The sequence below is a fragment of the Acinetobacter sp. TR3 genome, from assembly GCF_027105055.1.
GTDB lineage: Bacteria > Pseudomonadota > Gammaproteobacteria > Pseudomonadales > Moraxellaceae > Acinetobacter.
In genome coordinates this window covers 2,307,047-2,332,747 of sequence record NZ_CP114264.1, presented here as the reverse complement: position 1 = coordinate 2,332,747, position 25,701 = coordinate 2,307,047, and the positions used below count along the sequence as shown (strand labels likewise).

Here is a 25,701-nt window from a genome sequence, read left to right as displayed (position 1 = left end):
AATTAATATACAAATTAAGCGTTAATTGCTTGGAATCCAATTTTTGTTCTTTGGGTCAAAATCACATCTTGACCTTGGTAAAAAATAATATCTAACTCAGGTTCAACCAAGACATAATGGGTTTGACCAAATTGATCTTTTACCTTAGCTTGAGCAGGGGAGTTTTGTTTGGCTTGTCCTAAAATAATTTGTGCTGTACGACCAATCAGCTCATCACTATGAATAGCTGTGGTTTCATCTTTTGGAATAATTTTACTGATCAATGCTGCACTTGTTCTCACTAGTGGCATACATAAAAATAAACACATAGGAGCAATGATCCAAGCAGATAAATAATGCTCGGTTAAGTGGAAAAAAATATCCTGAATAATGAGGCCTGTGAGTGAGTAGACCGTTAAAAAGATAATTAACCAAATGAGAAGAGGAACTTTTCCTAGATAAAGCCATTCTAAAAGCTGAGTAAAAATACCGTCAGTATGTTCAATAGAAATATCACCATGATCAACATCAACTAGACTGTCTGGTAAAAATTGATCAATGAAACTACTACTACCGCCAAATAATAATAAAATTAATTCTAGAGTACCTATAAATAGGCAAAGCATTAATGAAATACTAAAAACAATGTTTGATGGATGTGTTAATAAATCCCATATCATTTGTATTACTCTTATTTCTTTTAGAGATAATTAATAAAATTTTTATAAAAATAAATCATTTATAAGATTAAATGTAACTTGATTTAATTTCAACCCAAATCATTAATATTATTAAAGACAAAAAAAACGCAATGATTGGGGTGGTCATTGCGTTGAACAACGAATCTGCAAAGACAGTTTCGGTTGAAAGGAGAAATGTCATGAGATTAGTGTTTACTAATCTACTTGGCTATAGTACAAAAAAACCTGACATAGTTCATAAGTATTCATGTAAACTAGTGTTAATGGATGTTAATAAGTGACAGAAATTGTTAGTTATCGGGTTGTTACCGAGGTCTAAAACTAAATTTAAATAAGATATTTACATGAAAAAAGCCTAAATACTAGGCTTTTTTGCAATAAAAGTAACGTAAATTAGAATTTAAACAAACCTAATCCACTTTTCACTTCATCTAATGTTTGCTGAGTAATGTCACGGCATTTATCTGTACCATGTTTTAAAATGTCCATAATATAATCAGGATCTTTTTCGAGTTCAGCTCTGCGTTCACGAATCGGTAGAATCAATTCTTTGAGTACACCTTCTAGGCGTTTTTTCACCGTACCATCACCTAAACCACCACGACGATAATGAGCTTTTAGTTCTTCGATTTCTTCTTTATTTGGATCAAACGCATCAAGGTAAGTAAATACAATATTGCCTTCGACTTGACCTGGATCTTCAATACGTAAATGATTTGGATCGGTGTACATTGCATTGACTGCTTTTTTAATATCTTTATCAGAAGCATTCAGGACAATCGTATTGCCGAGTGATTTAGACATTTTAGCTTTACCATCAAAACCAGGTAAACGTCCCATATTTGATAATAATGCTTTACATTCAGGTAATAAGTCATGACCAATTTGGCGGTTAACACGACGTACAACTTCATTGGTTTGTTCAATCATTGGGATTTGATCTTCGCCAACAGGTACTACAGTCGCTTTAAATGCGGTAATGTCTGCTGCTTGAGCTACTGGATAACATAAAAAGCCAGCAGGAATATCTCTTTCAAAACCACGCATTTGAATTTCTGACTTAATCGTTGGATTGCGTTCTAAACGAGCAACCGTCACAAAGTTCAGATAGAGCATGGTCAGTTCATTGAGAGCAGGCAAGCATGATTGGACACAGATCGTTGTTTTCGTTGGATCAATACCAACCGCTAAATAATCTAATGCAACTTGAAGAATGTTATTGCGAACTTTATCTGGATTATCAGCATTATCAGTGAGTGCTTGAGCATCTGCTAATAAAAGGTGTTGATGATGACTGTCTTGTAAACCAACACGAGAGCGTAATGAGCCAACAAAGTGTCCAAGATGAAGTTGTCCAGTAGGGCGGTCGCCTGTCAAGATGATTGGACGTTGATCAGCATTACTCATGATATATTCCAAGATTCAGTAGTTTCATATATATAAAGATGGATATTATTGTACGGGAAATAAAATTTTTTCGTCAGCGATTGCTTAAACTTTTTCTTAAAATAATGTTGTGAATTTATTGAGGAATTCTACAATAGCGAAATAAATACAAACTGGGAAATAAAAATGGCGAGTGGTTTACTGTTATTACTCGATGATATTGCAACGATTTTAGACGATGTTGCAGTCATGAGTAAGATGGCTGCAAAAAAAACAGCAGGGGTGTTGGGTGATGATTTAGCCCTAAACGCGCAGCAAGTCAGTGGCGTACGCGCAGATCGAGAGTTGCCTGTGGTATGGGGCGTAGCTAAAGGTTCTTTCGTTAATAAACTTATCTTGGTTCCATTAGCATTACTGATTAGCGTAGTTGCACCTTGGTTAATCAATCCTTTATTAATGATTGGCGGCTTATTTCTATGTTATGAAGGAGTAGAAAAAGTTGTACACATGCTCCAGCATAAAAAAGCAAAAACAGCTGAGGAAGCCAATGAAAGCTTGGAACAGATCGAAATAGATTTAGACAAGTTTGAAAAAGAAAAAGTAAAAGGTGCGATTCGTACCGATTTTATTTTATCTGCTGAAATTGTGGTGATTTCGTTAGGTACAGTTGCAACAGCAGCATTTATGACTAAAGTGACTGTATTAAGTGTGATTGCAATCGTAATGACCGTAGGTGTTTATGGTTTTGTTGCAATGATTGTGAAAATTGATGATTTAGGCTTATATTTAACACAACAAGCATCAGCGTTTAAAAATAAAATAGGTCGTGGTCTACTCGCATTTGCTCCTATTCTAATGAAAACATTATCTATTGTTGGAACGGTTGCAATGTTTTTGGTAGGTGGTGGAATTATTTCGCATACAGTTCCTTTATTACATCATTTTACTGAAAAAACTGTTGACCATTTAGAGTTGATTCCAAGTTTTGGTTCAATTATTGGTGCCTTAACACCAACTTTGATTAATCTAGGAATCGGCTTTATTGCAGGTGCTATTGTATTAATGGTTGTCATGCTTATTCAAAAATTTTGGTCAAAAGCATCTGTATAAATAAAATGCTCAATCACCATCATTATCATATGTGAGGTTAATATGCGTTGGAAAGGTCGTCGTGTCAGTACCAATGTTGAAGATCGTCGTGGTGGTGGCGGAGCAAAAGCAGGTGGAATCAGTATTATAGGTTTGATCGTTGCATTTGTTGCGTGGAAGTTTTTTGGAGTAGATCCACAACAAGCCTATCAAGCGACTCAAGCGGTTACCAGTGCCCAATCTTCGCAAGAGGGTGTTGCGCCACAAAATTTAACTGCTGAACAGAAAGAGGCAAGTGATTTTGTTGGAACTATTCTTGCGGATACAGAAGATACTTGGACTCCGATTTTTCAAAAACTTGGCATGACTTACACGCCACCACGCTTAGTTTTGTTTAGCGGTGTCGATAAATCAGCTTGTGGTAGGGCACAAGCAGCAATGGGGCCGTTTTATTGTCCTGCGGATCAAAAAGTTTATATCGATACTGCTTTCTTTAAAGATATGCGCCAGCAAATGGGTATTTCTGGTGAGCAGAATCAGACAGAACTTTCTCGTCAAGATCAAGCAGGGGATTTTGCGCAGGCTTATGTCATTGCGCATGAAGTTGGGCATCATATTCAAAATCTATTGGGCATCTCTGGTCAAGTACAGCAAGCACGTGCACAAGCTAGCCAAACACAAGGAAATCAGCTTTCTGTCCGTTTAGAATTACAGGCGGATTGTTTTGCTGGTATTTGGGCACATCAGAATCAACAGCGCACTCAATTTTTAGAACAGGGTGATATTGAAGAAGCGATGGATGCTGCCGAGAAAATTGGCGATGACTATTTACAACGTAGTGCTACAGGTCAGGTTGTTCCCGATAGTTTTACACATGGTAGTAGTGAACAACGAACGCATTGGTTTCAGCAAGGTCTGAAATCTGGAGATATCAATCAATGTGATACTTTTAAGTAAAAATGATGAATATTTGTCCTTGATTTTTATACGGAAGATATACGATTTATAAAAAAAATTAACGTAAAATTAAATTGTCTATACTGATTTGAGGATGATGGGTTTATTACTGCATCTAAGTTATCTCTTTTGAAATAAAAAAATTGCTGTATAGACACTAATTTTCCACTCAGTTTTAGAATAATCCATTCATAAATTTTATCGGCATTAAATTTTAAAATTTAAGTAACGTATCTTATTGAAAATAAGTAAGAGGTTGTATGGGGAATTATTTTCTATTACAGGCATTAACCGTAATTTTTGCATTATCCATTGCAACGACCATTTTTAATAAAAGAATTTTAGGATTCCCACAGGCAATTGGTGTACCAATTGTGTCAGCAATTTTTGTCTTTATTTTACAGTGGGGAGCGAGTTTATTAAATGGAAATGAGTTTATTACGATTAATATTCATAATATTGAAGCCGCAGTACGCGAAATTGATTTTTATGATTTTTTAATTAATGGTGTAATTTGCTTTATCCTAACGTCTTCTGCTTTAAAGTTTAAAATTTCAGATCTACGTAATTACTGGAAGCCAATCAGTATATTAGCAACGATTGCTTTAGTATTATGTGCCGGTTTTTATGCGGGAATTTTATATTTTTTCCAATGGGCAGTGGGCTATCCTGTTCCGATTTCAGTTTTATTGCTCCTCGGCGCGGCTTTGGGAGCAACCGATCCCATTGGAATTAAAGGCGTATTAAGTTCCATTCGTGCACCTCATCACTTGATTGTAAAACTAGAAGGTGAATCTTTATTTAACGATGCGATGTGTATCGCTTTGTTCATGACTTTACTGAAAGTTTTACAAGGTGAGCACTTCTCATTGCTTGCGACTGTTGAAACATTATTATATGAAATTTTTGTCGCAGTGATTATTGGTTTCGCATTTGGCTTTGGAATTTTGCGGTTATTGCGTGGTAAGCATGAGATGGAGTCGCTAATTTTAACGACTGCATTACTTGCGAGTGGTTCATATCTAGTTGCGTTATTTGCGCATGCATCTGCGCCAATTGCTTGTGTAATTGGCGGTTTAATTGTTGGGAATAAATGGCAAGAAATCCGTGAACAACGTGAAATTCGTGAAGTAAATCATTTCTGGCATACAGTTGAAGGCATTATTAATTCATTTCTATTTACATTGATTGGTTTAGAATTATTTATTTTAGATTTAAGTGTAAATTTAATTATTGGTGGAATTGTTTCTTTCTTAATTCTTCATTTTTCACGATTCGCAGCGAATTTCTCAGCTTTTGCTTTATTTCCTTCATTTCGATACAAAAGTTACAATGGTAGCTTAACTATTCTGTCATGGGGTGGCGTCCGTGGGGGTATTTCATTGGCTTTAATTTTAGCTGTTGCGAACATTCCTCAGCTCAGTCCTTATAGCAGTATTTTAATTGGATATACTTTTATTAGTGTACTTTTATCTGGTGTTGTGTGTGGCTTAGGCTTACCCGCTGTCATGAATACTTTTTATTATAATCCAAATGAGCAAACAGAGGGGCTAAAAGGTTTTTATCAACAGATGTGTAATAAAATGAACCGACGTGGTTTTAAATATATCGTTGATGAAGATGCTTTAGGTAAAGAAATAATAACAATTTACAATCCAGAAATTCTATTAGATCAAAAATCGGATGATGGTGTGGCAACAGTTCACCACCCAAATAAAAGAGATGAAGTAAGACGTTTAGAAAATCCCAATAATTTTTAATATTATATTTTATTCTTTTGATAAAAAGCCTTTAGTTAATATTAAAGGCTTTTTTATATTATGGTTTTAAAATTTCTAAAAATTATTTTAACCGATCTTAAAATTCTTTTTAGGAACTAATTAATATTATTTTATATATTTATTAAGAAATGTAATTTTAATAACTATTAAAAAGGTTTTTTAAATATTTTTTATTTAAAAATCAATTGTTTATTTTGCTGTAATTAATTGTGTCAATGTAATTGTTTAATACATGGTTTTTGTGAGCTATTTAACATTTTTTATATTTGATTTAAAGTAATGTTGTGAAGTATGTTGCTAGAAACAATAACTTAAATCTAAAGTAACAACTTAATTAAAAACTAGTTGGAAATTAATAACTTATAATAAGGAGTTTAATCATGGCTGAAATACAAATTATTTCCAAGGAAAGTCATAAAATCCTTGTAAATACGACGGCAAAAACAGCTTCACTATCATCTTCTGAGCCGACAGTTGTATTAGTTAAGATTCCTACAACTGATATTTCGGCAGTGAAAAGAGATGGAACGAATGCTGTTGTTCTATTAAAAAATGGAGAAATGATCGTAATTCAAAATTTCTTCAGCGAGAGTGCTAGCTTAGATAATAGCCTTGTATTTCAAGGGGAAAATGGTCAGCTCATTTGGGCAAGATTTAAAGATGCGGAAAATGATGCAGATGCAGATAGTGATGCAGATGCAGATAGTGATTCTGACCATGAAGGTGCAGTTTATTTAGAAGAAACACCAGCAGCAGTTCCTGAAGTTGCACAAGCGCCAGTTTCAGATTTTGTTTTTCAATCAATTCAATCTGTTGAACCCTTACTTTATCATGAAGCCGGATTGAGCCCTTGGTTATGGGCTATCCCTCTTGCAGCCGGTGGTATTGCTGCGGCTGCAGGCGGTGGTGGAAATAATAATAATCCTACAGATACTATGCCACCGAATACAAGTAATGTTGGATTCAATATCAATCCAGTCACTGTGGACAATGTGATCAATATTGCTGAATCATCAAGTAATGTCACCATTACGGGAACGTTAACGAATATCCCCGCCGATGCAGCGACTACAGTAGTGACGGTGGTTGTGAATGGTGTCAGTTATAACGCGACTGTAAACACTGCGAATGGTACATGGAGTGTGAATGTACCGGGCAGTGGCTTATTGGCAGATGGAGATAAAGTTATTGATGCCACTGTGAAATTCACAGATGCGGCAGGGAATAGCAGCACAGTTAACGATAGCCAAAGCTATGGTGTGGATGTGACTGCACCAAATGCACCAGATATTAATCCAATCAATGCAACAGATCCGATCACCGGTACAGCAGAACCGGGTTCAACCGTGACCGTGACCTTCCCGGGTGGAGGTACAGCAGTTGTAGTTGCGGGACCAGACGGTAGTTGGACTGTGCCAAATCCGGGTTTAAATAACGGAGATACCGTTACAGCAACTGCGACTGATCCAGCAGGAAACCCATCACAACCAGCGACAGAAATAGTCGATACGCTTAGCCCAGTAACAGATAATGTTGGATTCAACATCAATCCAATCACTGCGGACAATGTGATCAATATTGCTGAATCATCAGCTAATGTCACCATTACAGGGACGTTAACGAATATCCCCGCCGATGCAGCGACTACAGTAGTGACGGTGGTTGTGAATGGTGTCAGTTATAACGCGACTGTAAACACTGCGAATGGTACATGGAGTGTGAATGTACCGGGCAGTGGCTTATTGGCAGATGGAGATAAAGTTATTGATGCCACTGTGAAATTCACAGATGCGGCAGGGAATAGCAGCACAGTTAACGATAGCCAAAGCTATGGTGTGGATGTGACTGCACCAAATGCACCAGATATTAATCCAATCAATGCAACAGATCCGATCACCGGTACAGCAGAACCGGGTTCAACCGTAACGGTAACTTTCCCGGGTGGGGGTACAGCAGTTGTAGTTGCGGGACCAGACGGTAGTTGGACTGTGCCAAATCCGGGTTTAAATAACGGAGATACAGTTACCGCAACTGCGACTGATCCAGCAGGAAACCCATCACAACCAGCGACAGAAATAGTCGATACGCTTAGCCCAGTAACAGATAATGTTGGATTCAACATCAATCCAATCACTGCGGACAATGTGATCAATATTGCTGAATCATCAGCTAATGTCACCATTACAGGGACGTTAACGAATATCCCCGCCGATGCAGCGACTACAGTAGTGACGGTGGTTGTGAATGGCGTAAGTTATAACGCGACTGTAAACACTGCGAATGGTACATGGAGTGTGAATGTACCGGGCAGTGGCTTATTGGCAGATGGAGATAAAGTTATTGATGCCACTGTGAAATTCACAGATGCGGCAGGGAATAGCAGCACAGTTAACGATAGCCAAAGCTATGGTGTGGATGTGACTGCACCGAATGCACCAGTACTTGATCCAATCAATGCAACAGATCCGATCATCGGTACAGCAGAACCGGGTTCAACTGTAACGGTAACTTTCCCAGATGGCAGTACTGCCCAAGCAGCGACTGATCCAGTGACTGGGGCATGGACTGTAGCCAATCCGGGTGGATTAACCAACGGAGATACAGTTACCGCAACTGCGACAGACTCAGCAGGCAATACCTCAGTACCAGCCAGCGGCACCGTCTCGAGTGATGTCACTGCACCCATGGTGAATGTCGATGACGTGTTGAGCAATGATGCAACCCCAGCCTTGACGGGCACAGTGAATGACCCAACAGCAACCATCGTGGTCAATGTAGATGGTGTGAATTATCCAGCCACCAATAATGGCGATGGTACTTGGACTTTAGCAGACAATAGCTTGGCAAACCTTGCGGATGGACCGCACACCATTACCGTCACGGCTACCGATGCAGCCGGCAATGTTGGAACGGATACCGCGGTATTAACGATTGATACCACTGCACCGAATGCACCACTCCTTGATCCAATCAATGCAACAGATCCGATCATCGGTACAGCAGAACCGGGTTCAACTGTAACGGTAACTTTCCCAGATGGCAGTACTGCCCAAGCAGCGACTGATCCAGTGACTGGGGCATGGACTGTAGCCAATCCGGGTGGATTAACCAACGGAGATACAGTTACCGCAACTGCGACAGACTCAGCAGGCAATACCTCAGTACCAGCCAGCGGCACCGTCTCGAGTGATGTCACTGCACCCATGGTGAATGTCGATGACGTGTTGAGCAATGATGCAACCCCAGCCTTGACGGGCACAGTGAATGACCCAACAGCAACCATCGTGGTCAATGTAGATGGTGTGAATTATCCAGCCACCAATAATGGCGATGGTACTTGGACTTTAGCAGACAATAGCTTGGCAAACCTTGCGGATGGACCGCACACCATTACCGTCACGGCTACCGATGCAGCCGGCAATGTTGGAACGGATACCGCGGTATTAACGATTGATACCACTGCACCGAATGCACCACTCCTTGATCCAATCAATGCAACAGATCCGATCATCGGTACAGCAGAACCGGTTCAACTGTAACGGTAACTTTCCCAGATGGCAGTACTGCCCAAGCAGCGACTGATCCAGTGACTGGGGCATGGACTGTAGCCAATCCGGGTGGATTAACCAACGGAGATACAGTTACCGCAACTGCGACAGACTCAGCAGGCAATACCTCAGTACCAGCCAGCGGCACCGTCTCGAGTGATGTCACTGCACCCATGGTGAATGTCGATGACGTGTTGAGCAATGATGCAACCCCAGCTTTGACGGGCACAGTGAATGACCCAACAGCAACCATCGTGGTCAATGTAGATGGTGTGAATTATCCAGCCACCAACAATGGCAATGGCACTTGGAGCTTGGCAGACAATAGCTTGGCAAACCTTGCGGATGGACCGCACACCATTACCGTCACGGCTACCGATGCAGCAGGCAATGTTGGAACGGATACCGCGGTATTAACGATTGATACCACTGCACCGAATGCACCAGTCCTTGATCCAATCAATGCAACAGATCCGATCATCGGTACAGCAGAACCGGGTTCAACTGTAACGGTAACTTTCCCAGATGGCAGTACTGCCCAAGCAGCGACTGATCCAGTGACTGGGGCATGGACTGTAGCCAATCCGGGTGGATTAACCAACGGAGATACAGTTACCGCAACTGCGACAGACTCAGCAGGCAATACCTCAGCACCAGCCAGCGGCACCGTCTCGAGTGATGTCACTGCACCCATGGTGAATGTCGATGACGTGTTGAGCAATGATGCAACCCCAGCTTTGACGGGTACAGTGAATGATCCAACAGCAACCATTGTGGTCAATGTAGATGGCGTGAACTACCCAGCCACCAATAATGGCGATGGTACTTGGACTTTAGCAGACAATAGCTTGGCAAACGTTGCGGATGGACCGCACACCATTACCGTCACGGCTACCGATGCAGCAGGCAATGTTGGAACGGATACCGCGGTATTAACGATTATACCACTGCACCGAATGCACCACTCCTTGATCCAATCAATGCAACAGATCCGATCATCGGTACAGCAGAACCGGGTTCAACTGTAACGGTAACTTTCCCAGATGGCAGTACTGCCCAAGCAGCGACTGATCCAGTGACTGGGGCATGGACTGTAGCCAATCCGGGTGGATTAACCAACGGAGATACAGTTACCGCAACTGCGACAGACTCAGCAGGCAATACCTCAGTACCAGCCAGCGGCACCGTCTCGAGTGATGTCACTGCACCCATGGTGAATGTCGATGACGTGTTGAGCAATGATGCAACCCCAGCTTTGACGGGCACAGTGAATGACCCAACAGCAACCATCGTGGTCAATGTAGATGGTGTGAATTATCCAGCCACCAACAATGGCAATGGCACTTGGAGCTTGGCAGACAATAGCTTGGCAAACCTTGCGGATGGACCGCACACCATTACCGTCACGGCTACCGATGCAGCCGGCAATGTTGGAACGGATACCGCGGTATTAACGATTGATACCACTGCACCGAATGCACCACTCCTTGATCCAATCAATGCAACAGATCCGATCATCGGTACAGCAGAACCGGGTTCAACTGTAACGGTAACTTTCCCAGATGGCAGTACTGCCCAAGCAGCGACTGATCCAGTGACTGGGGCATGGACTGTAGCCAATCCGGGTGGATTAACCAACGGAGATACAGTTACCGCAACTGCGACAGACTCAGCAGGCAATACCTCAGTACCAGCCAGCGGCACCGTCTCGAGTGATGTCACTGCACCCATGGTGAATGTCGATGACGTGTTGAGCAATGATGCAACCCCAGCTTTGACGGGCACAGTGAATGACCCAACAGCAACCATCGTGGTCAATGTAGATGGTGTGAATTATCCAGCCACCAATAATGGCGATGGTACTTGGACTTTAGCAGACAATAGCTTGGCAAACCTTGCGGATGGACCGCACACCATTACCGTCACGGCTACCGATGCAGCAGGCAATGTCGGTACCGATACAGGTACGATCACAATTGATTTAACTCCGCCTGTGGTGACCTTGACCGATCTCAGCAGCAATGACCAAACCCCAGCGCTTAGCGGTACCATAGATGACCCAACCGCGACCGTGGTGGTGAACGTGAACGGTACCGACTACACCGCCACCAATAACGGTGATGGGACTTGGACCTTAGCAGACAACAGCTTACCAAGCTTGCCAGAAGCGAACTACCCAATCACCGTGACGGCAACAGACACAGCTGGCAATGTGGGTACAGATACCGGCAGCTTAAGCATAGACTTAACGCCACCAAGCACCACTACGACAGTGTTTAGCATTGATGCGATCACTGCGGATAACGTACTGAACAGCACAGAGGCAGGCGCTGCGACCGTGACCCTCACCGGGGTGCTCACTGGAATCCCAGCGGATGCAAGCAGTACGGTAGTTACCGTGACGGTGAATGGCAATGACTACACTGCAACCGTAGACACCGTTGCAGGGACTTGGAGTGTGGATGTCAGCGGCAGTGACTTGGTCAATGACAACGACTTGACGGTCGATGCCAATGTCAGCTTCACCGATGTTGCGGGCAACAGCAGCAGCGTCAACGACAGCCAAAGCTACACTGTGGACACTACAGCGCCTGTGGTGACCTTGACCGATCTCAGCAGCAATGACCAAACCCCAGCGCTTAGCGGTACCATAGATGACCCAACCGCGACCGTGGTGGTGAACGTGAACGGTACCGACTACACCGCCACCAATAACGGTGATGGGACTTGGACCTTAGCAGACAACAGCTTACCGTTGTTGGCGATTGCAGCTTATCCAGTGACTGTAACTGCTACTGATACTGCAGGTAACATCGGAACAGATACGGGCACATTAACGATTGATGTGACAGCACCAACCGTAACCTTTGATGATTTAACGACTAATGATGCTACGCCTCAATTAACAGGTACGACTGATGATCCAACAGCAACAATTGTTGTCACTGTGAATGGTATAAATTACACAGCGACTAACAATGGTGATGGAACTTGGACATTAGCTGACAATACATTGCCATCCTTAGCTGATGGAGGTTATACGGTCACTGTAACCGCAACTGATCCAGCAGGAAATGTTGGGTTAGATACAGGTACTTTAGCGGTCGATGCAAATCCATTAGCAGCATTTGATAATTTTGATAATGCTGTGATCAGCCCACAACCTTTATTGGTGGTTAATGATCAAGCATTAGGAAGTGCAAGCTATTTCATCCTTACTTCATTGGTTGGGTTAGATCTTCAACTTGGAGCAAATTCAGTAGGTTTCACGGTCGGTGCAAATCAAGAAGGAACAGCAACATTTACCTATAGTTCCTTAATTGATGCGAGCTTGTTATCTGATTACCTTCTAGTTGTTCAAAAATATAATACGACAACTGGTCAATGGGAGTCATTGCATGGAGACAGTGATGCTTCTCTGATTAGTTTAAGTTTATTAGGTATAGGTGCAACACCTGGTGCCATCCTAGAAGGTTTAGATGAAGGACAATATCGTGCTTTTATGACTTTTGATGGGTTACTCGGTGCAAGTGTACTCGGTACTTTATCTGGCACAATGGATGTTTATGACTTGACCCAAATGGGTGGATATGAACTTGGTGATGCACAAGGTAATGTAATTACTGACGTAAACTCTAGTGGTGATGTCGATATCGTAACACCAACGACTTATGTAACTAGTGTAGATGGTGTTTCAATTGGCGCGGCAGGAACGACTATCTCGGGTGATTATGGTTCAATTACCTTCTACCAAGATGGTAGTTATATCTATACACCACTTCCTAATGGTGCAGGTATTGGACAAACAGAACAGTTCAATTACACCTTACTTGATTCTGCAACAGGAGATCTGGCTCAAGCGACGCTTTACATTGATCTTGGTTCAATTAGAGCTGCTGATAACTTAATAGAAGCTAAATTAGATCCTCAACCATTGTTAGTGGAAAATGATGCTGCTTTAGGTTCTTCTTCTTATCTCGCGCTCGTTTCATTGGCTGGGCTTGACTTCCAATTACTTGGAACAGATGCCATTGAATTCTCGGTCGCAGATAATTTAGAAGGGGTTGCAACTTTCACCTTCAGTACTTTACTTGGTGCTTCTGCATTAGGTGATTACACAGTCGTTGTTCAAAAATACAATGATATTACTGGTCAGTGGGAATCCATAACTGGTGGAACAAATGCTTCGTTCATTGATCTGACATTACTAGGTTCAACACCAGCAGCACAAATAGGTGGTTTAACTGAAGGTTCATATCGAGCATTTATGGCTTATGACGGACTTATCGGAGTTGGCCTCGGTGGTACTCTGACTGGTACGATGGATGTTTATAATCCACATATTATTGATAGTTATGAAGCTGTAGCCGTACATGGCAATCTAATTTCAGATCCAAATACGAATGGTGATATTGATATTGCCACTACAAATACGGTCATCAGTGAAGTAAATAGCATCGCAATCGATCCAGCAGGAACAACGATTACTGGAACTTACGGTAGTTTAGTGATCTATCCAAATGGTGACTATACTTATACACCAACTGCAAATATGGCTGGTCTTGGTCAAGTTGATCAATTTACCTACACACTATTTGATCCAATAACTGGTGATACTTCGGATGCAACATTCTATGTACATCTTGATAGTAATACGATTGATATGACTTGGAATGCAGCAGACCCATCTCAACCTGCAGTCATTAATGATCCATTACCTTTAGATGCATTCAGTAATGTTGATGTGGCTTCGATTGATTATCAGTATCCAGTAACAGTTGAAAATCTCAATAATGCAATTAGTTATAGTTGGTTATTGGGTGTTGGTGGATTAGTGATTGGTAGCTCAAGTGGTTCGGCAAACTTTACGGTTGATCCAGGTAATCTGACCGACGCTGTAATTTCTGTGAACTTTGGTTCTATTGGAACACTACTTGATGGTCTTCACGTAGTTCTGACTCGAACTAACCCAGATGGTTCTAGCACTGTAGTTGCAGATAGTTCTAACAACGGTTTGCTTGATTTATTAGGTATCTTTGGCTCAACAGTTCAGTTCGAAGCTAAAAACTTAGCTGCTGGCACATACACCTTGTTTATGGAAAGTAATACTTTACTGACTGCTCTAGGTAGCGTGACTGCAGACATTACTTTAAATCATGGTGATATTACCCAAGCTCCAGTTATTACTGGTGCAGCGATAACAGGTAATGTGATGTCAGATGATAATTCTGCGCTATATGGTATGAACTATGATCATGATTTCATTACATCAACCACAACAGTGACTCATATCGCTTCTTCTGAGGTTGGCAATAGTAATAGCTTGAATGTGACTGTGGGTGTTCCAACGGTGATTGTCGGCAACTATGGTACATTGACCATTAATTCTGATGGTAGCTATAGTTATCAACCAGTTGTGAATCCTGCAAACATTGGTAAGGTTGATAGTTTCACTTATACCTTGTCTGATCCTACCAATGGGTTAGCTGATAGCACTGCATCATTACATATTCAAATCGGTTCTAATGATGTGAGCTTCACATGGGACCCAATTGATCCATCGTTAGATGCGGTTATTCCTGCTCCACAAGCAAATCCTGATACAGCAGCTTCATTAGTGGATGTACAAAATGTGGTCAACAATAACTTCTTTAATGCGAGTGGTAACACACTAGGTGTTATTGCAACAACGCAAACTTATACAAGTGGGGCCTTTACCTTAACCAATAGCATGGACCCATCTGGAATCTTAAGTGTCAATGCCTTAGGCCTAGGTAATGCCAATGTAACCTTAGCACTACAAAGACAAACAGGTCCAGCAACATGGGTAAATGTAACCACCGATGTTCATACTGGTGTTGTTCTAGCATTAGGTGAAATTGCATCGATAGACCTATCAAGTTTGAATTTGATCGCAGGTAACTATCGTGTACAAACAAGAATCCAAACCCCATTAATTGGTGGTGCTGTGATGTTGATTGGTACAAATGCTGATGTGAATATTACTTATGTTGATCAATTTACCAATACAAGTCCTACAGCCGATTGGATACATGGAAACATCTTAGAAGGAGATACACTTGGCGGTATTGCTGATGTTACAGTCGGTACTCAGTTATATGTATTAAATCCTGTTTCTGGGTTATATGAGTTAGCTGCTGGTCAAAGTATTGATACGGGCGAAGGCACATTGTACATGTACAGTGATGGTTCATATTATTATCAACGTGACATTGTGGTTTCATCTGCAACAGATGTAATCGATTATAAACTGGTGTCTTTTGATGGAACTGAAGTTCAATCAACATTGACCATCTCTTTAGGACAACACTTCAATCTTAGCTCATCAAATGATATCGTTACGAGTACATCTGGTAATGATGTATTGGAAAGTGCTACGGGTGGTGCAGATACATTAATCTTTAATGTGTTGAATAATGCTGACAATGCAGGTGGTAATGGTCATGACACTTGGAATGGTTTTCATGAGGGTAATACTGCAACAGATCCAAATGCAGATATTATCGATATTTCTAACCTTCTAGTTGGATATACAGGAAACGGAAGTGCTGCTTCGTTAGCAGGTTTTGTGAGTGTAAGTTCAGATGGCACTACAACAACAATTAGCATTGATAGAGATGGTGCAGGCGGTGCTGCTCACAGTAGCGTGACATTGCTTACCATTGATGTCGATACAACATTGAATGATTTGATTGCGAATAATCAACTTCATGTTCTTTAAACACTAATTTCTAAAAAAGAGAACCCTAGGGTTCTCTTTTTTGATTTTGTTAAAAGCATAAAAATATGTGGTATCTTGATTGAAATAATTAAAAATTCTAACAATACATACTATGACGATTGTGACAGCTTTAGAGCTTGAAAAGCTCAAATACGAATTGACTGGATACATCAAACAAGTTCAACAATATATAAACTTAGATAAAACGGTACTTTTCTATTCATATGGAGAAAAGACAGAACGCTGTCAGGTCTGGAACTCATCGTTTTCAACCTTTCCGATTCTTGAAAAAGAACTTTTTGAATTTCTCGATCGGCAGTTCACAAGTAATAATAAATTAGCTGAATTATTAAAGTTTGATATTGCATGTAATATTCAACAAGAAACATGGTATGGGATTGAGCAAACATTAAAGAATCAATTTCATAATAATCATTATCGTAAGGGCATCAGTTTTGATGAGAATTTTAAGATTAGTTTTTTAGAACAAGAGTTATATGGCAAAGCGATTATCCGAGGGTTAAGTTATGACACGCCCAATTTTTTTGATCAAAATAATCTCAATATTGCGATTATAAAAAAATATCAAGATAACAATGTTGCGCTAAAAATCAATGAAATTCAGGATATATGGACATTTGATACTCATGCTGTGTTTTACGAAAATGGACAATTGATACCATTACAAACGTGTTTTACTGAAAATGGGGTTCGTTATTCAACCGAATCTAAGCAACAACATTTTACTAAAATGATTAAAGCAAATGCTGAGTTTTTGTCTCAACAAATCCAAACGAATGGACGCTTTATTTACGGTTTTTTTCCAGCGTATGACCGAGAAATTCGTAGCTACAACACAGTCCGACATTGTACGACGACTTATGCTTTGATTGAGACCTTGGCATTAGATTTACAACCAAACGTGGTGAGTAAAATTCAGTCTGCAATTGATTATGCATTGACAAATTTTTACGTCGAAAAAGATGATGATCTCGCTTATATGTTAGATGGCGCTGATTTGAATCAACTTGATGAAATTAAATTAGGTGCAAATGCAGCCGCAATTTTAATGCTGACCAAATATCAAAGTATGGTTGGGGATCAGTCTTATTTAAAATATGCAAAGGCTTTGGCGAATGGCATATTATCTATGATCGATAAACAAGGGGAAACAACTCATGTGCTGAGTTTTCCAAGTTATGAAATCAAAGAAAAATTTCGCATCATTTATTATGATGGTGAAGCTGCGCTCGCACTTTTACGGTTGTATCAGCTTGATAGTGATCCGCGACTATTAGAAACTGTTCAATTGATGTTTGAACAATTTATTGAAAAGAAATATGAGCGTTATCACGATCATTGGTTAAGTTACTGTACCAATGAACTCACTAAAATTTGTCCAGAAGAAAAATATTTTCAATTTGGGATTAATAATTATTTAAGACATATGATTTTTATTCGTAATCGTAAAACAGCATATGCAACTTTATTAGAAATGATGATGGCTGCTTATCAAATGGTATGTCGGGTGCGAAATTTAGAATTACATGAGTTATTTGCAAAATCGCAATTTGAAGATTTAAAAAAATTAATCGAGTTTCGCACTGAGTTTCAGCGTACTGGTTTTTTCTATCCTGAAGTGGCAATGTACATGGCATGCCCAGATAAAATCTTAAATGCCTTTTATGTTCGGCATGATCGTTTTCGGATTCGCATTGATGATCAAGAGCATAATCTTTCAGGCTATGTTGCTTATGTTCAGCATTATCAAGATTGAATAATTGAGGCTAAATTATGGATGTACCTCAAGAAATAAAAATAATCATTCAAATAAGACAAGAAAATTTTAAGCATGCTATTTGGCACACTCAAATTGAAGGGAATTGTACACACTGGGTATTATTACTTTTGATATTTGAAAAAATCCAAAAAAATGAACTCAAATTGACTAATAAAATTCCAATCTCACAACAGTTTCAATTATATCCGCTTGATTTGACTCAAGTTGAAGATTCATATGAATTAGGATTTTTACTACAATATTTAGTTTTTACCCAGAGCTACGAACTCAGTTTGATCATTGCTAAATATATCTTTGGTGATGGTAGGCAAGCACAGAAAACAATTATTTCAAAAGCCAAGACATTTGGAATAGACATATCTTCTGAAACTTATATTACGAATACGATTCAAAATTTATATGTCTTAGCCCGAGCTATTTTTAGTATGCCGATTGATTTGATTCGACAAGTATTCATTAAAAAACTGAGTATTGGTAGTCAAAAAATTAGACCAATTAGCTCTTTATTTACCTGTCATCAGTTAGATGCTGTTTTATGTATAACTAGAAAATATAAAAAATATTATTTCACTTATTGTAATAAAAATCAGAATATTGGCATCTTTCAATTATTGGATGATATCCATCGTATTGATCATTTAGTACCTTATTATCATTATTTTAATTCAGGTCTATTGCCTGCAAAGAAAATCTCTTTGAAAAGTCATTGTATTAATATTATTGGCGATACTTATTTTGGGGAATACTATACAAAACGAAGAAAAGCAAAGGGTATTGATGATGCTTTACAACGTTATGGTTATCAGCATTCTTTTGAAAGGATAAAACAATTTTTTGCTGAAGATGACCTTAATATTGCCAATTTTGAAGCTGTCTTTAACCTAGATGAATATTCGCCTTTACACGGAAAAAAAGATTTTATCTTGGGTGCAGACTCACAGCAAACACTGACTGAATTTAAGCGTATTCATATCAATGCACTGTGTCTTGGGAACAATCACTTAAAAGATTATGGCACTGAAAGCTTAACTCATAGCTTAGCGGTGTTAGATCAAAGTGAGATAAATTGGATTGGGGCAGGGAATAATCAGCAGCAAGCTCATCAATATTTTCAAATACAAACTCAACAGCAAAATGTTGCTATTTTTAATGGGTATTGGCATAGAGAGAGTGCTTATCAAGATTATGATTTTTATGCACTTGGTAATCGTGCAGGTGTGGCTTGTTTAAATGCGATTTTATTTGAGCAGATCATCCAATATAGGCAGCTCCATCCAACGCATAAAATTATTGTCATTTGTCATTGGGGGCAAGATTTCCAAACAACAGAAGTTGATCAAGAAAAATTGGCAGATATTTTGACTAAAATAGGCGTTGATTTGGTGATTGGACATGGTGCGCATACGATTCAACCAATTCAAAAAATTAATCATAAACCTGTTATTTTGGGGATTGGAAACGGGGTATTTAATAGTAACGGGGAATTTGAAAAATATCAGGCTTTAGCCTATGGCCTCATTGTCAAGATTAATCTAATCGAAAATCTAATAAAGCTTTATCCTATATATACAAATAACCTAGAAACTTTTTGGCAGCCTTGTGCAGTGACTGATATTCAGTTTAAACAGGCAAAAGAAAATTTGACCACACGGCTGACTCAAAAGGACTTTTTCGAAGGGAAAGACCATCTAGGGCACTATATCGAGATGAACTTCTAAGGATATTTATAATAATTATCTAAAATGATGCTGAGTTGTTCTGCGGTGAAACCTAAATTACGTAAACCTCCACTTCCGAGTTTACAATCGTAACTGGTCATAATATTGGTAGGTGTTGTTTTTGTTGCATCTGGCGCGCAAACATGCCCCAAACCAAAAGCATGGCCCATCTCATGTATAGATGCTGCTTGAGTTTGATAATTTAAACGTTCCCAATCAATCAACATGAATGGACGACCTTGATTTCTAAATCCCCAACTGGTGATGTCACTGTATTTAAGTTTCTCAGTATAGGAATCATAAATAATAAATAGAACCTCTTTACTTTTTCTGTGGGGAAAACAAGTGCCTATAGCATTCGGGAGATTCTCAGTGATTAGCGGTGAAGCTTGATTTAATTGATTTGTGAGATCGCATTTCTTCTTTGTAAAGTCTTGGTATGAGAGGTAGTGATTAATTTTAAATTTAAATATTTTTTGATTTTTTTCATCTACAAAGTAATGATTTAAAATCTCTAGTTCTTTATACATTTGTAGTTGAGTATCTAATAATTTAGCTTGTGGTCGATTGATGGTAAAAATAAAACTAACGTATACGATTGGTAGATGATCTTTTGAGTCTATTGGGTATCGATAAGGCGTAATTTGAACATGAGATGATTGTTTAGTTGAGCAAGAGAGATTGATGCTTAGATAAAATATGATGAAGAAAACTGTTTTTAGCTGCATTTTTATTCTCTAAATACATAAGTTATTTTATTTCTTGTTTAAGCTTTTTAGTGTCGCTTTAATCATAGTATCAGATTTTTATAGGTTATTTTATGCAAGATGCTAATGAACTACATCGACAGATATTAGAGGTTATCGCTTTGATTCCATATGGAAAAGTAGCGACCTATGGTCAAATTGCAAAATTAGCAGGTTTGCCTAAGCATGCACGTTTAGTCGGTTATGTTTTGAAGCATTTAGATAAGAGCAGTGAAATCCCTTGGTATCGAGTGATTAATTCACAGGGAAAGATTAGTGTCATTCGTATAGATGAAGATGGAAATAACATACAGCAAAGCTTGTTGGAGCAAGAAGGAGTTTACTTAATCAATGCTAAGGTTAATTTGAAAATCTTTGGTTGGATGCCTTAATATAAAAATAAACAGACTGGTTTGTATAAATATCATTGCTGTTGTTTTTATTTTATTTTACAATAATTGTACATAAAGAATACATATGTATAATTGGTACTTAAATGAAAAAATTAGCTGTTATGTGTGGGATTGCTGTTCTCAGTTTATCTGGATGCGCAACTATCATGTCAGGAAGAACTCAAACAATGACATTTGAGAGCACACCCGAATTAAGTAATATTACGATTTTAAATAAAGCTGGTAAAAAAGTTCATGTAGGACAAGCACCTGCGACTGTAAGTTTAAAAAGAAGTTCAGGCTTCTTTGTTCCTGAAAAATACACTGTAGTGTTTGAAAAAGAAGGTTATGAAACCAAAACTGTTAATATTTCTGCGCACGTAAATGGTTGGTATGTTGGGAATCTATTATTTGGTGGGGTATTAGGTTTATTAATTATCGATCCTGCAACAGGTGCAATGTATAGCTTAAGTACTAAAGATACCAATGTTGTACTGAATGATCTTAAGAAAGAAACTATTCAAGCAAATACACAGTCATTGACAATCGTTTCTACGACTGAGTTACCAAAAGAAGTTTTACAAAAAGCAAAACCTATTGAATTAAAAACTCAATAATCAAAATAACCCGCTTGAAACTTAAGGTTTCAGGCGGGTTACGATGTTGTATTAAACTAAAAATTAGAAGATTTAACGTACAACCAAAACAGGGATATGGCTTTCACCTAATACTTTTTGAGCTACGCTACCTAAGATAAATTTTTTGAAACCAGTTCGACCATGTGATCCCATAATAATTAAATCAGCACCTAAGTTATTTGCAGCACTGATAATTTCCCCATTTACAGAGAAGCCTTCCAACACTTGAGTTGCGACTGTCAGTCCCAAAGCTTCAAATTTCTTTTCTGCTTTCGTTAAATTTTCTTGAACGTAGCTACGAACACGTTCAATTAATTCATTACTTTGACCGAGTCTAAGGTATGCATCTGCCAAATATGGATCTAAAGTCATCACTTCAACCACAGTGATTTCACTATTTAGGGCTTTTGCAAGTTGAGCTGCTTGTTGAATGACATTATCGGAGATTTCAGAGTCATCAATTGCAACCAAGATTTTTTGATAAGACATGGTTATTACTCCTTATTATTACAATTTTAAATTAAATAAACTTATGTTTTTTGTGAAAATTAGGATCTATGTTTTTATATTACCTGTATTTTTCATGAAATAAAACCTAGTAAATTTATAGGAATATTTTTCAAAAAAACATTTAAATAGTAACCTACATAAGGTAGTTGCTAATTTATTTTATATATCTGATATAGATATAAGAATAGTTAATTTTTACAAAATTCTGGATGCTAAATGATCAAACAAGAAATGAAAGTAATTTTTTTAAACATGATTTTGAAAATGAAATAGAGCATGTAATTTATACTTTAATTGTTGATGATTTTTATTATGATAGTGAGAAGATTATTTTTAAAAATTGTTTGTCAGAAATTATTCTGCAAGAAATGATGGATTTAAAATTATTAATTCATAGTAAAAAACATGATTACTTCGGAATTTTAATAACTTGCAATCAAGAGGGGAAGAGTCAGAGTATTAAGGATGGCCTATATTTTACTTTTGATTTTTCTTATAAAGAAAATGATCTTGTCATTTATGATAATAAGGAAGAATTAGAAAAAATTTATAGTGATAAAGAATATTCTGATTTAGACTCTTTTTTTAAAAGAAAAGAATTGATTTATAAATATTTAAATCATGAATGTGGCGAAAAGTATTGGTTCAGTTTGAATTTATTTGAGAAAACATGTTGGCTACATATTGCTCTCTTTCTTGCTAGGTTAGAAAATCATGAGTCTGAAAAAGTCAAAGAAATTACTTTGGATGGCTACTATATAAAATCTGAATTGGATTTGTATTGTGATCCTAGCCAAAATAATGGACAGCATGTCCCTCTAAAGATAACGTAACTTCAATCTTTGGAGATCCAAGAAATGGCTAAACGTTTTAGTCCGGAATTTAAACAGCAAGCAATTGATCATGCACTTTCAAACTCCCACGAGCCTATAGCTGCAATCGCCCATAAATTAGGTGTGGGTTATTCAACCTTAGATAAATGGATTCGTGAAGCCAATCCAGTAGGTTCAAGCAAACGTCAACTTTCTCCTGAACAACAGCGGATCTTGGAATTAGAAAAAGAAGTCAAACAGCTCAAGGAAGCCAATGACATCTTAAAAAAAGCGCATGTGTACTTTCTGACAGATCATGCCAAGAAAAGTACACGGTAATTCAAGATATGGATATAAATGAAGTCACTGTGTCTTCTGTCTGTAAATGCCTAGATGTCAGCACTTCAGGCTATTATGCCTGGCGAAAACGCCAGACCAATACAGCGCAGAAATACAATGATTTAAAAGTTGTATATTGGCAGCATCATGCGCGCTTGGGTGCACCGTCATTGGTACATGACATGCGTGATTTAGGTTATCGCATGAGCGAACGTACCGTTGGAAGGATGCTAAAAAAGCTTGGTTTACGTAGTAGGATTGCACGTAAATACAAGCATACGACTGATTCAAACCATCGTTTGTCTACAGCATCAAATTTGTTGGATCGCCAATTTACAGTTACTCAGCCTAATAAAGTTTGGACAACGGATATTACCTATATCCGAACTAAAGAAGGCTGGCTGTATTTATGTGTGATGCTAGATCTATTCAGCCGTCGTATTGTGGGTTGGCAAACCAGCCATCGAATAGACCGCCAATTGGTGTGTGATGCGTTTAATTATGCAATGGCTCGTCAGGGTTATCCAACGGGTGTCATGGTGCATTCGGATCAAGGTAGTCAGTACTGTAGTCGTGATTTTAGGGCGCTATTATTGACGAATAACTGTATTCAAAGCATGTCTAGACGAGGAAACTGTTGGGACAATGCAGTGACCGAAAGCTTCTTCCATACCCTGAAGGGGCATGTAGTACATGGCAGTGTATTTTCTACGAGAAAAGAGGCAAATGCTATCTTGTTTGAGTATATTGAAGTTTACTACAATCGAATCAGAAGGCATTCTGCAAATGGCTGGTTAAGTCCAGAAGCCTTTGAACAGAAATATTTCAAGAATTTAGAGGGATCGGTTGTCCACGATACTGTCTAGGATCATCTGCTGTATTAGAATTATACTAAGTAGCTATTTCTTATCAATTTTTAGAAACTGAGAAAGTTGATTAATATCATCAGCCTGCAACTGTTCACGCATTTTTAAAATCTGCTTTTCGTCTAGGTCGTAGAGTTTAAGTGAAAGCAATTTTTCTATATCAGCTGAGGCAAAGCGGTATTTAATAACTTTGGCTGGAACACCAGCAACAATTGCATAAGGCGGTACATCTTGGGTAACCACAGCACCTGTTGCCACGATAGCACCTTCACCCAATTTTACTCCCTGCATAATCATGGCGCGGCTACCAATCCAGCAACCATCAGCAATTACAGTATCACCAGCAGGCAAGAAACTACGGGTATCAAAAGGGAAGGTCGAAATCCAATCAGGACGGTGTAATTGATTGCCACCCATCATAATCACGCATTCAGCACCAAAGCAGACAAAATTGCCAATATACAGTTGATCAATTGGTTTTTTAGATGTAGCAGGTTTGTCATGTAGATAACGTACCACACAACGTTCAAAGCCCTGATCCCAATAAGCAGAATAATAAGAATAATTACCTTTGATATGGATATTTGGATTTTTTACTGTTTTGGAAATAAATTCGAATTCACACCAATGTTGAACAGGGGAGTTGATCAATGAATCCATAACTAATGCAAAATACTAAAAGAAATCCGCGCTATTATAGCTTTTATATCAGGAGAGAACGCTAGTTAAAGAAAAATTTCTAAAACAAAATCAAAAACATTGAATTTGATTGTAAATACAAAGTCTAGAATAGCATATAGCGTACTGGATTGGTCATAAGAATGATATGGAAAGCTCATACGATTACAACAGCAATCCATAGGATTATTCCAATGATCGCATACATAATGCTAATGATCAGTCGATCTTGCATTTCTTTATTTCATTTTTATTGTATTTAGAAATAGGATGCTCTTGAAAAAAAAGAACCATTCAATCGGTTAAAAATTTATTTTAGATATAATTGAGTAAATTTTGCATATTTAATTTAATCGATGTTATTGGCAATAAAATTATGAGTTTAAAGGAAAAGAATAAAAAATATTGAACTGAATTCATTTATAAATACATAATATCTGATTTATAACAAAAGGATAAATGTTAATGATTGAACCAATAAATGAAAGTTCAATTTTAAAAATTATTGGTGAAAAACCTTTATATATACATGATTTAATTAATTTAGTATTTGAAATTAAAGGAAAATTGAAAAGTAAAGAGTTACATTTTTCTGCATTAATTCAACCGTATGGTGGTTCTGAATGGGAAAATTTAACGATGATGATTCCATATCTTCCACGAGAAATCATAGAAGAAAACTTAGATCAGTTATTAGAGGGTTTTATGGATATAAATTGGCCTGGCTCTAGAATTTTGTATGGATATTTAGCTGAGATAGATATTTATAAACTAAAAGATTCTTTTGATCGAGTCATTGATAAAGCAATAGGAATGGATGATACCGACTGGGTATATTTCCTTTGCATCTTTATGGATGATGAAAGAGTTGGAATGAAAGATTCTTTTATTCCACAGATTGAAAAGAGTCGTTCATTTCTAAAATCTCGCAATATAGATTATGATTAAAACTCTTAGGAGTGAAAATGAATACTAAGCTTTTAAAAGCTAACAAAAGAAAAATAACTGAGAAAAAAAA

General features: G+C 38.3%; 18 protein-coding genes and 3 pseudogenes. 16 read left to right on the top strand and 5 right to left on the bottom strand.

Annotated elements, in window-relative coordinates; genetic code table 11:
• Positions 1–14 precede the first annotated feature (14 nt).
• Both O1449_RS10995 and trpS read right to left on the bottom strand, forming a co-directional pair.
• Entirely contained in the window at positions 15–659 is a 645-nt protein-coding gene (locus O1449_RS10995; protein ID WP_269238331.1) for a YqiJ family protein, read from the bottom strand.
• 414 nt (positions 660–1,073) lie between these two features.
• On the bottom strand, positions 1,074–2,087 hold the full coding sequence (gene trpS, locus O1449_RS10990; RefSeq protein ID WP_004664430.1) for a tryptophan--tRNA ligase: 1,014 nt from the start codon (positions 2,085–2,087) through the stop codon (positions 1,074–1,076).
• 165 nt (positions 2,088–2,252) lie between these two features.
• Between trpS and O1449_RS10985 the strand changes: the two genes are divergently transcribed.
• From O1449_RS10985 to O1449_RS10960, 11 genes and pseudogenes are all read left to right on the top strand, one after another.
• Entirely contained in the window at positions 2,253–3,176 is a 924-nt protein-coding gene (locus O1449_RS10985; RefSeq protein ID WP_269238330.1) for a DUF808 domain-containing protein, read from the top strand.
• 42 nt (positions 3,177–3,218) lie between these two features.
• Positions 3,219–4,112: a KPN_02809 family neutral zinc metallopeptidase gene (gene ypfJ / locus O1449_RS10980; RefSeq protein WP_269238329.1), complete on the top strand. Its 894-nt coding sequence runs from the start codon at positions 3,219–3,221 to the stop codon at positions 4,110–4,112.
• Between the two features lie 260 nt (positions 4,113–4,372).
• Positions 4,373–5,872: a cation:proton antiporter gene (locus O1449_RS10975; protein ID WP_269238328.1), complete on the top strand. Its 1,500-nt coding sequence runs from the start codon at positions 4,373–4,375 to the stop codon at positions 5,870–5,872.
• A gap of 401 nt (positions 5,873–6,273) precedes the next feature.
• Positions 6,274–9,432 carry an Ig-like domain-containing protein gene (locus O1449_RS16385; protein WP_442865253.1) on the top strand — a complete coding sequence of 1,053 codons (3,159 nt, stop codon included), beginning with the start codon at positions 6,274–6,276 and terminating at the stop codon, positions 9,430–9,432.
• Between the two features lie 44 nt (positions 9,433–9,476).
• A pseudogene (locus tag O1449_RS16380) lies at positions 9,477–9,533 on the top strand (hypothetical protein); the annotation flags it as partial.
• An 81-nt stretch (positions 9,534–9,614) separates the two neighbouring features.
• Positions 9,615–10,052, top strand: a pseudogene (locus O1449_RS16375) (Ig-like domain-containing protein); the annotation flags it as partial.
• 81 nt (positions 10,053–10,133) lie between these two features.
• Positions 10,134–10,469 (top strand): Ig-like domain-containing protein, encoded by a 336-nt coding sequence (locus tag O1449_RS16370; protein WP_442865339.1) that lies wholly within the window; start codon positions 10,134–10,136, stop codon positions 10,467–10,469.
• Positions 10,373–14,755 (top strand): annotated as a pseudogene (locus tag O1449_RS16365) (beta strand repeat-containing protein); the annotation flags it as partial. The gene O1449_RS16370 and the pseudogene O1449_RS16365, both read left to right, overlap by 97 nt.
• Positions 14,756–14,770: 15 nt before the next feature.
• The gene (locus O1449_RS16360; RefSeq protein ID WP_442865338.1) at positions 14,771–16,183 is read left to right on the top strand and encodes a BapA/Bap/LapF family large adhesin; all 1,413 of its coding nucleotides are present in this window, start codon (positions 14,771–14,773) and stop codon (positions 16,181–16,183) included.
• A gap of 112 nt (positions 16,184–16,295) precedes the next feature.
• The gene (locus O1449_RS10965) at positions 16,296–17,960 is read left to right on the top strand and encodes a poly alpha-glucosyltransferase (RefSeq protein WP_269238327.1); all 1,665 of its coding nucleotides are present in this window, start codon (positions 16,296–16,298) and stop codon (positions 17,958–17,960) included.
• A 17-nt stretch (positions 17,961–17,977) separates the two neighbouring features.
• Positions 17,978–19,702, top strand: coding sequence for a CapA family protein (locus tag O1449_RS10960; RefSeq protein WP_269238326.1), 1,725 nt, complete (start codon positions 17,978–17,980; stop codon positions 19,700–19,702).
• On the opposite strand, the gene O1449_RS10955 is transcribed toward O1449_RS10960, so the two are convergent.
• Positions 19,699–20,430, bottom strand: a complete 732-nt coding sequence (locus tag O1449_RS10955) for a metalloprotease (RefSeq protein ID WP_269238325.1) — start codon at positions 20,428–20,430, stop codon at positions 19,699–19,701. The two genes, O1449_RS10960 and O1449_RS10955, sit on opposite strands and share 4 nt — an antisense overlap.
• Positions 20,431–20,522: 92 nt before the next feature.
• On the opposite strand from O1449_RS10955, the gene O1449_RS10950 reads away from it, so the two are divergent.
• Entirely contained in the window at positions 20,523–20,840 is a 318-nt protein-coding gene (locus O1449_RS10950; RefSeq protein ID WP_269228472.1) for an MGMT family protein, read from the top strand.
• A 104-nt stretch (positions 20,841–20,944) separates the two neighbouring features.
• Positions 20,945–21,457, top strand: coding sequence for a hypothetical protein (locus tag O1449_RS10945; protein ID WP_269228471.1), 513 nt, complete (start codon positions 20,945–20,947; stop codon positions 21,455–21,457).
• Positions 21,458–21,529: 72 nt separating this feature from the next.
• Here the strand turns inward: O1449_RS10945 and O1449_RS10940 are convergent, their stop codons facing one another.
• Positions 21,530–21,967, bottom strand: coding sequence for a universal stress protein (locus O1449_RS10940; protein ID WP_269228470.1), 438 nt, complete (start codon positions 21,965–21,967; stop codon positions 21,530–21,532).
• 230 nt (positions 21,968–22,197) lie between these two features.
• Here O1449_RS10940 and O1449_RS10935 point away from each other — a divergent pair, with 230 nt between their 5' ends.
• Together O1449_RS10935 and O1449_RS10930 are read left to right on the top strand one after the other, a co-directional pair.
• Complete coding sequence (locus tag O1449_RS10935; RefSeq protein WP_269238324.1) at positions 22,198–22,821, top strand: barstar; 624 nt, start codon at positions 22,198–22,200, stop codon at positions 22,819–22,821.
• Positions 22,822–22,845: 24 nt separating this feature from the next.
• Positions 22,846–24,005 (top strand): IS3 family transposase gene (locus O1449_RS10930; protein ID WP_269238047.1). Its coding sequence is split into 2 segments (ribosomal slippage): positions 22,846–23,080 and positions 23,080–24,005, totalling 1,161 coding nucleotides; the frame shifts between segments, so codons are not numbered across the junction.
• Positions 24,006–24,038: 33 nt separating this feature from the next.
• Here the strand turns inward: O1449_RS10930 and O1449_RS10925 are convergent.
• On the bottom strand, positions 24,039–24,665 hold the full coding sequence (locus O1449_RS10925; protein ID WP_269228468.1) for a CatB-related O-acetyltransferase: 627 nt from the start codon (positions 24,663–24,665) through the stop codon (positions 24,039–24,041).
• 483 nt (positions 24,666–25,148) lie between these two features.
• On the opposite strand from O1449_RS10925, the gene O1449_RS10920 reads away from it, so the two are divergent.
• Complete coding sequence (locus O1449_RS10920) at positions 25,149–25,631, top strand: hypothetical protein (RefSeq protein ID WP_269228467.1); 483 nt, start codon at positions 25,149–25,151, stop codon at positions 25,629–25,631.
• Positions 25,632–25,701 lie beyond the last annotated feature (70 nt).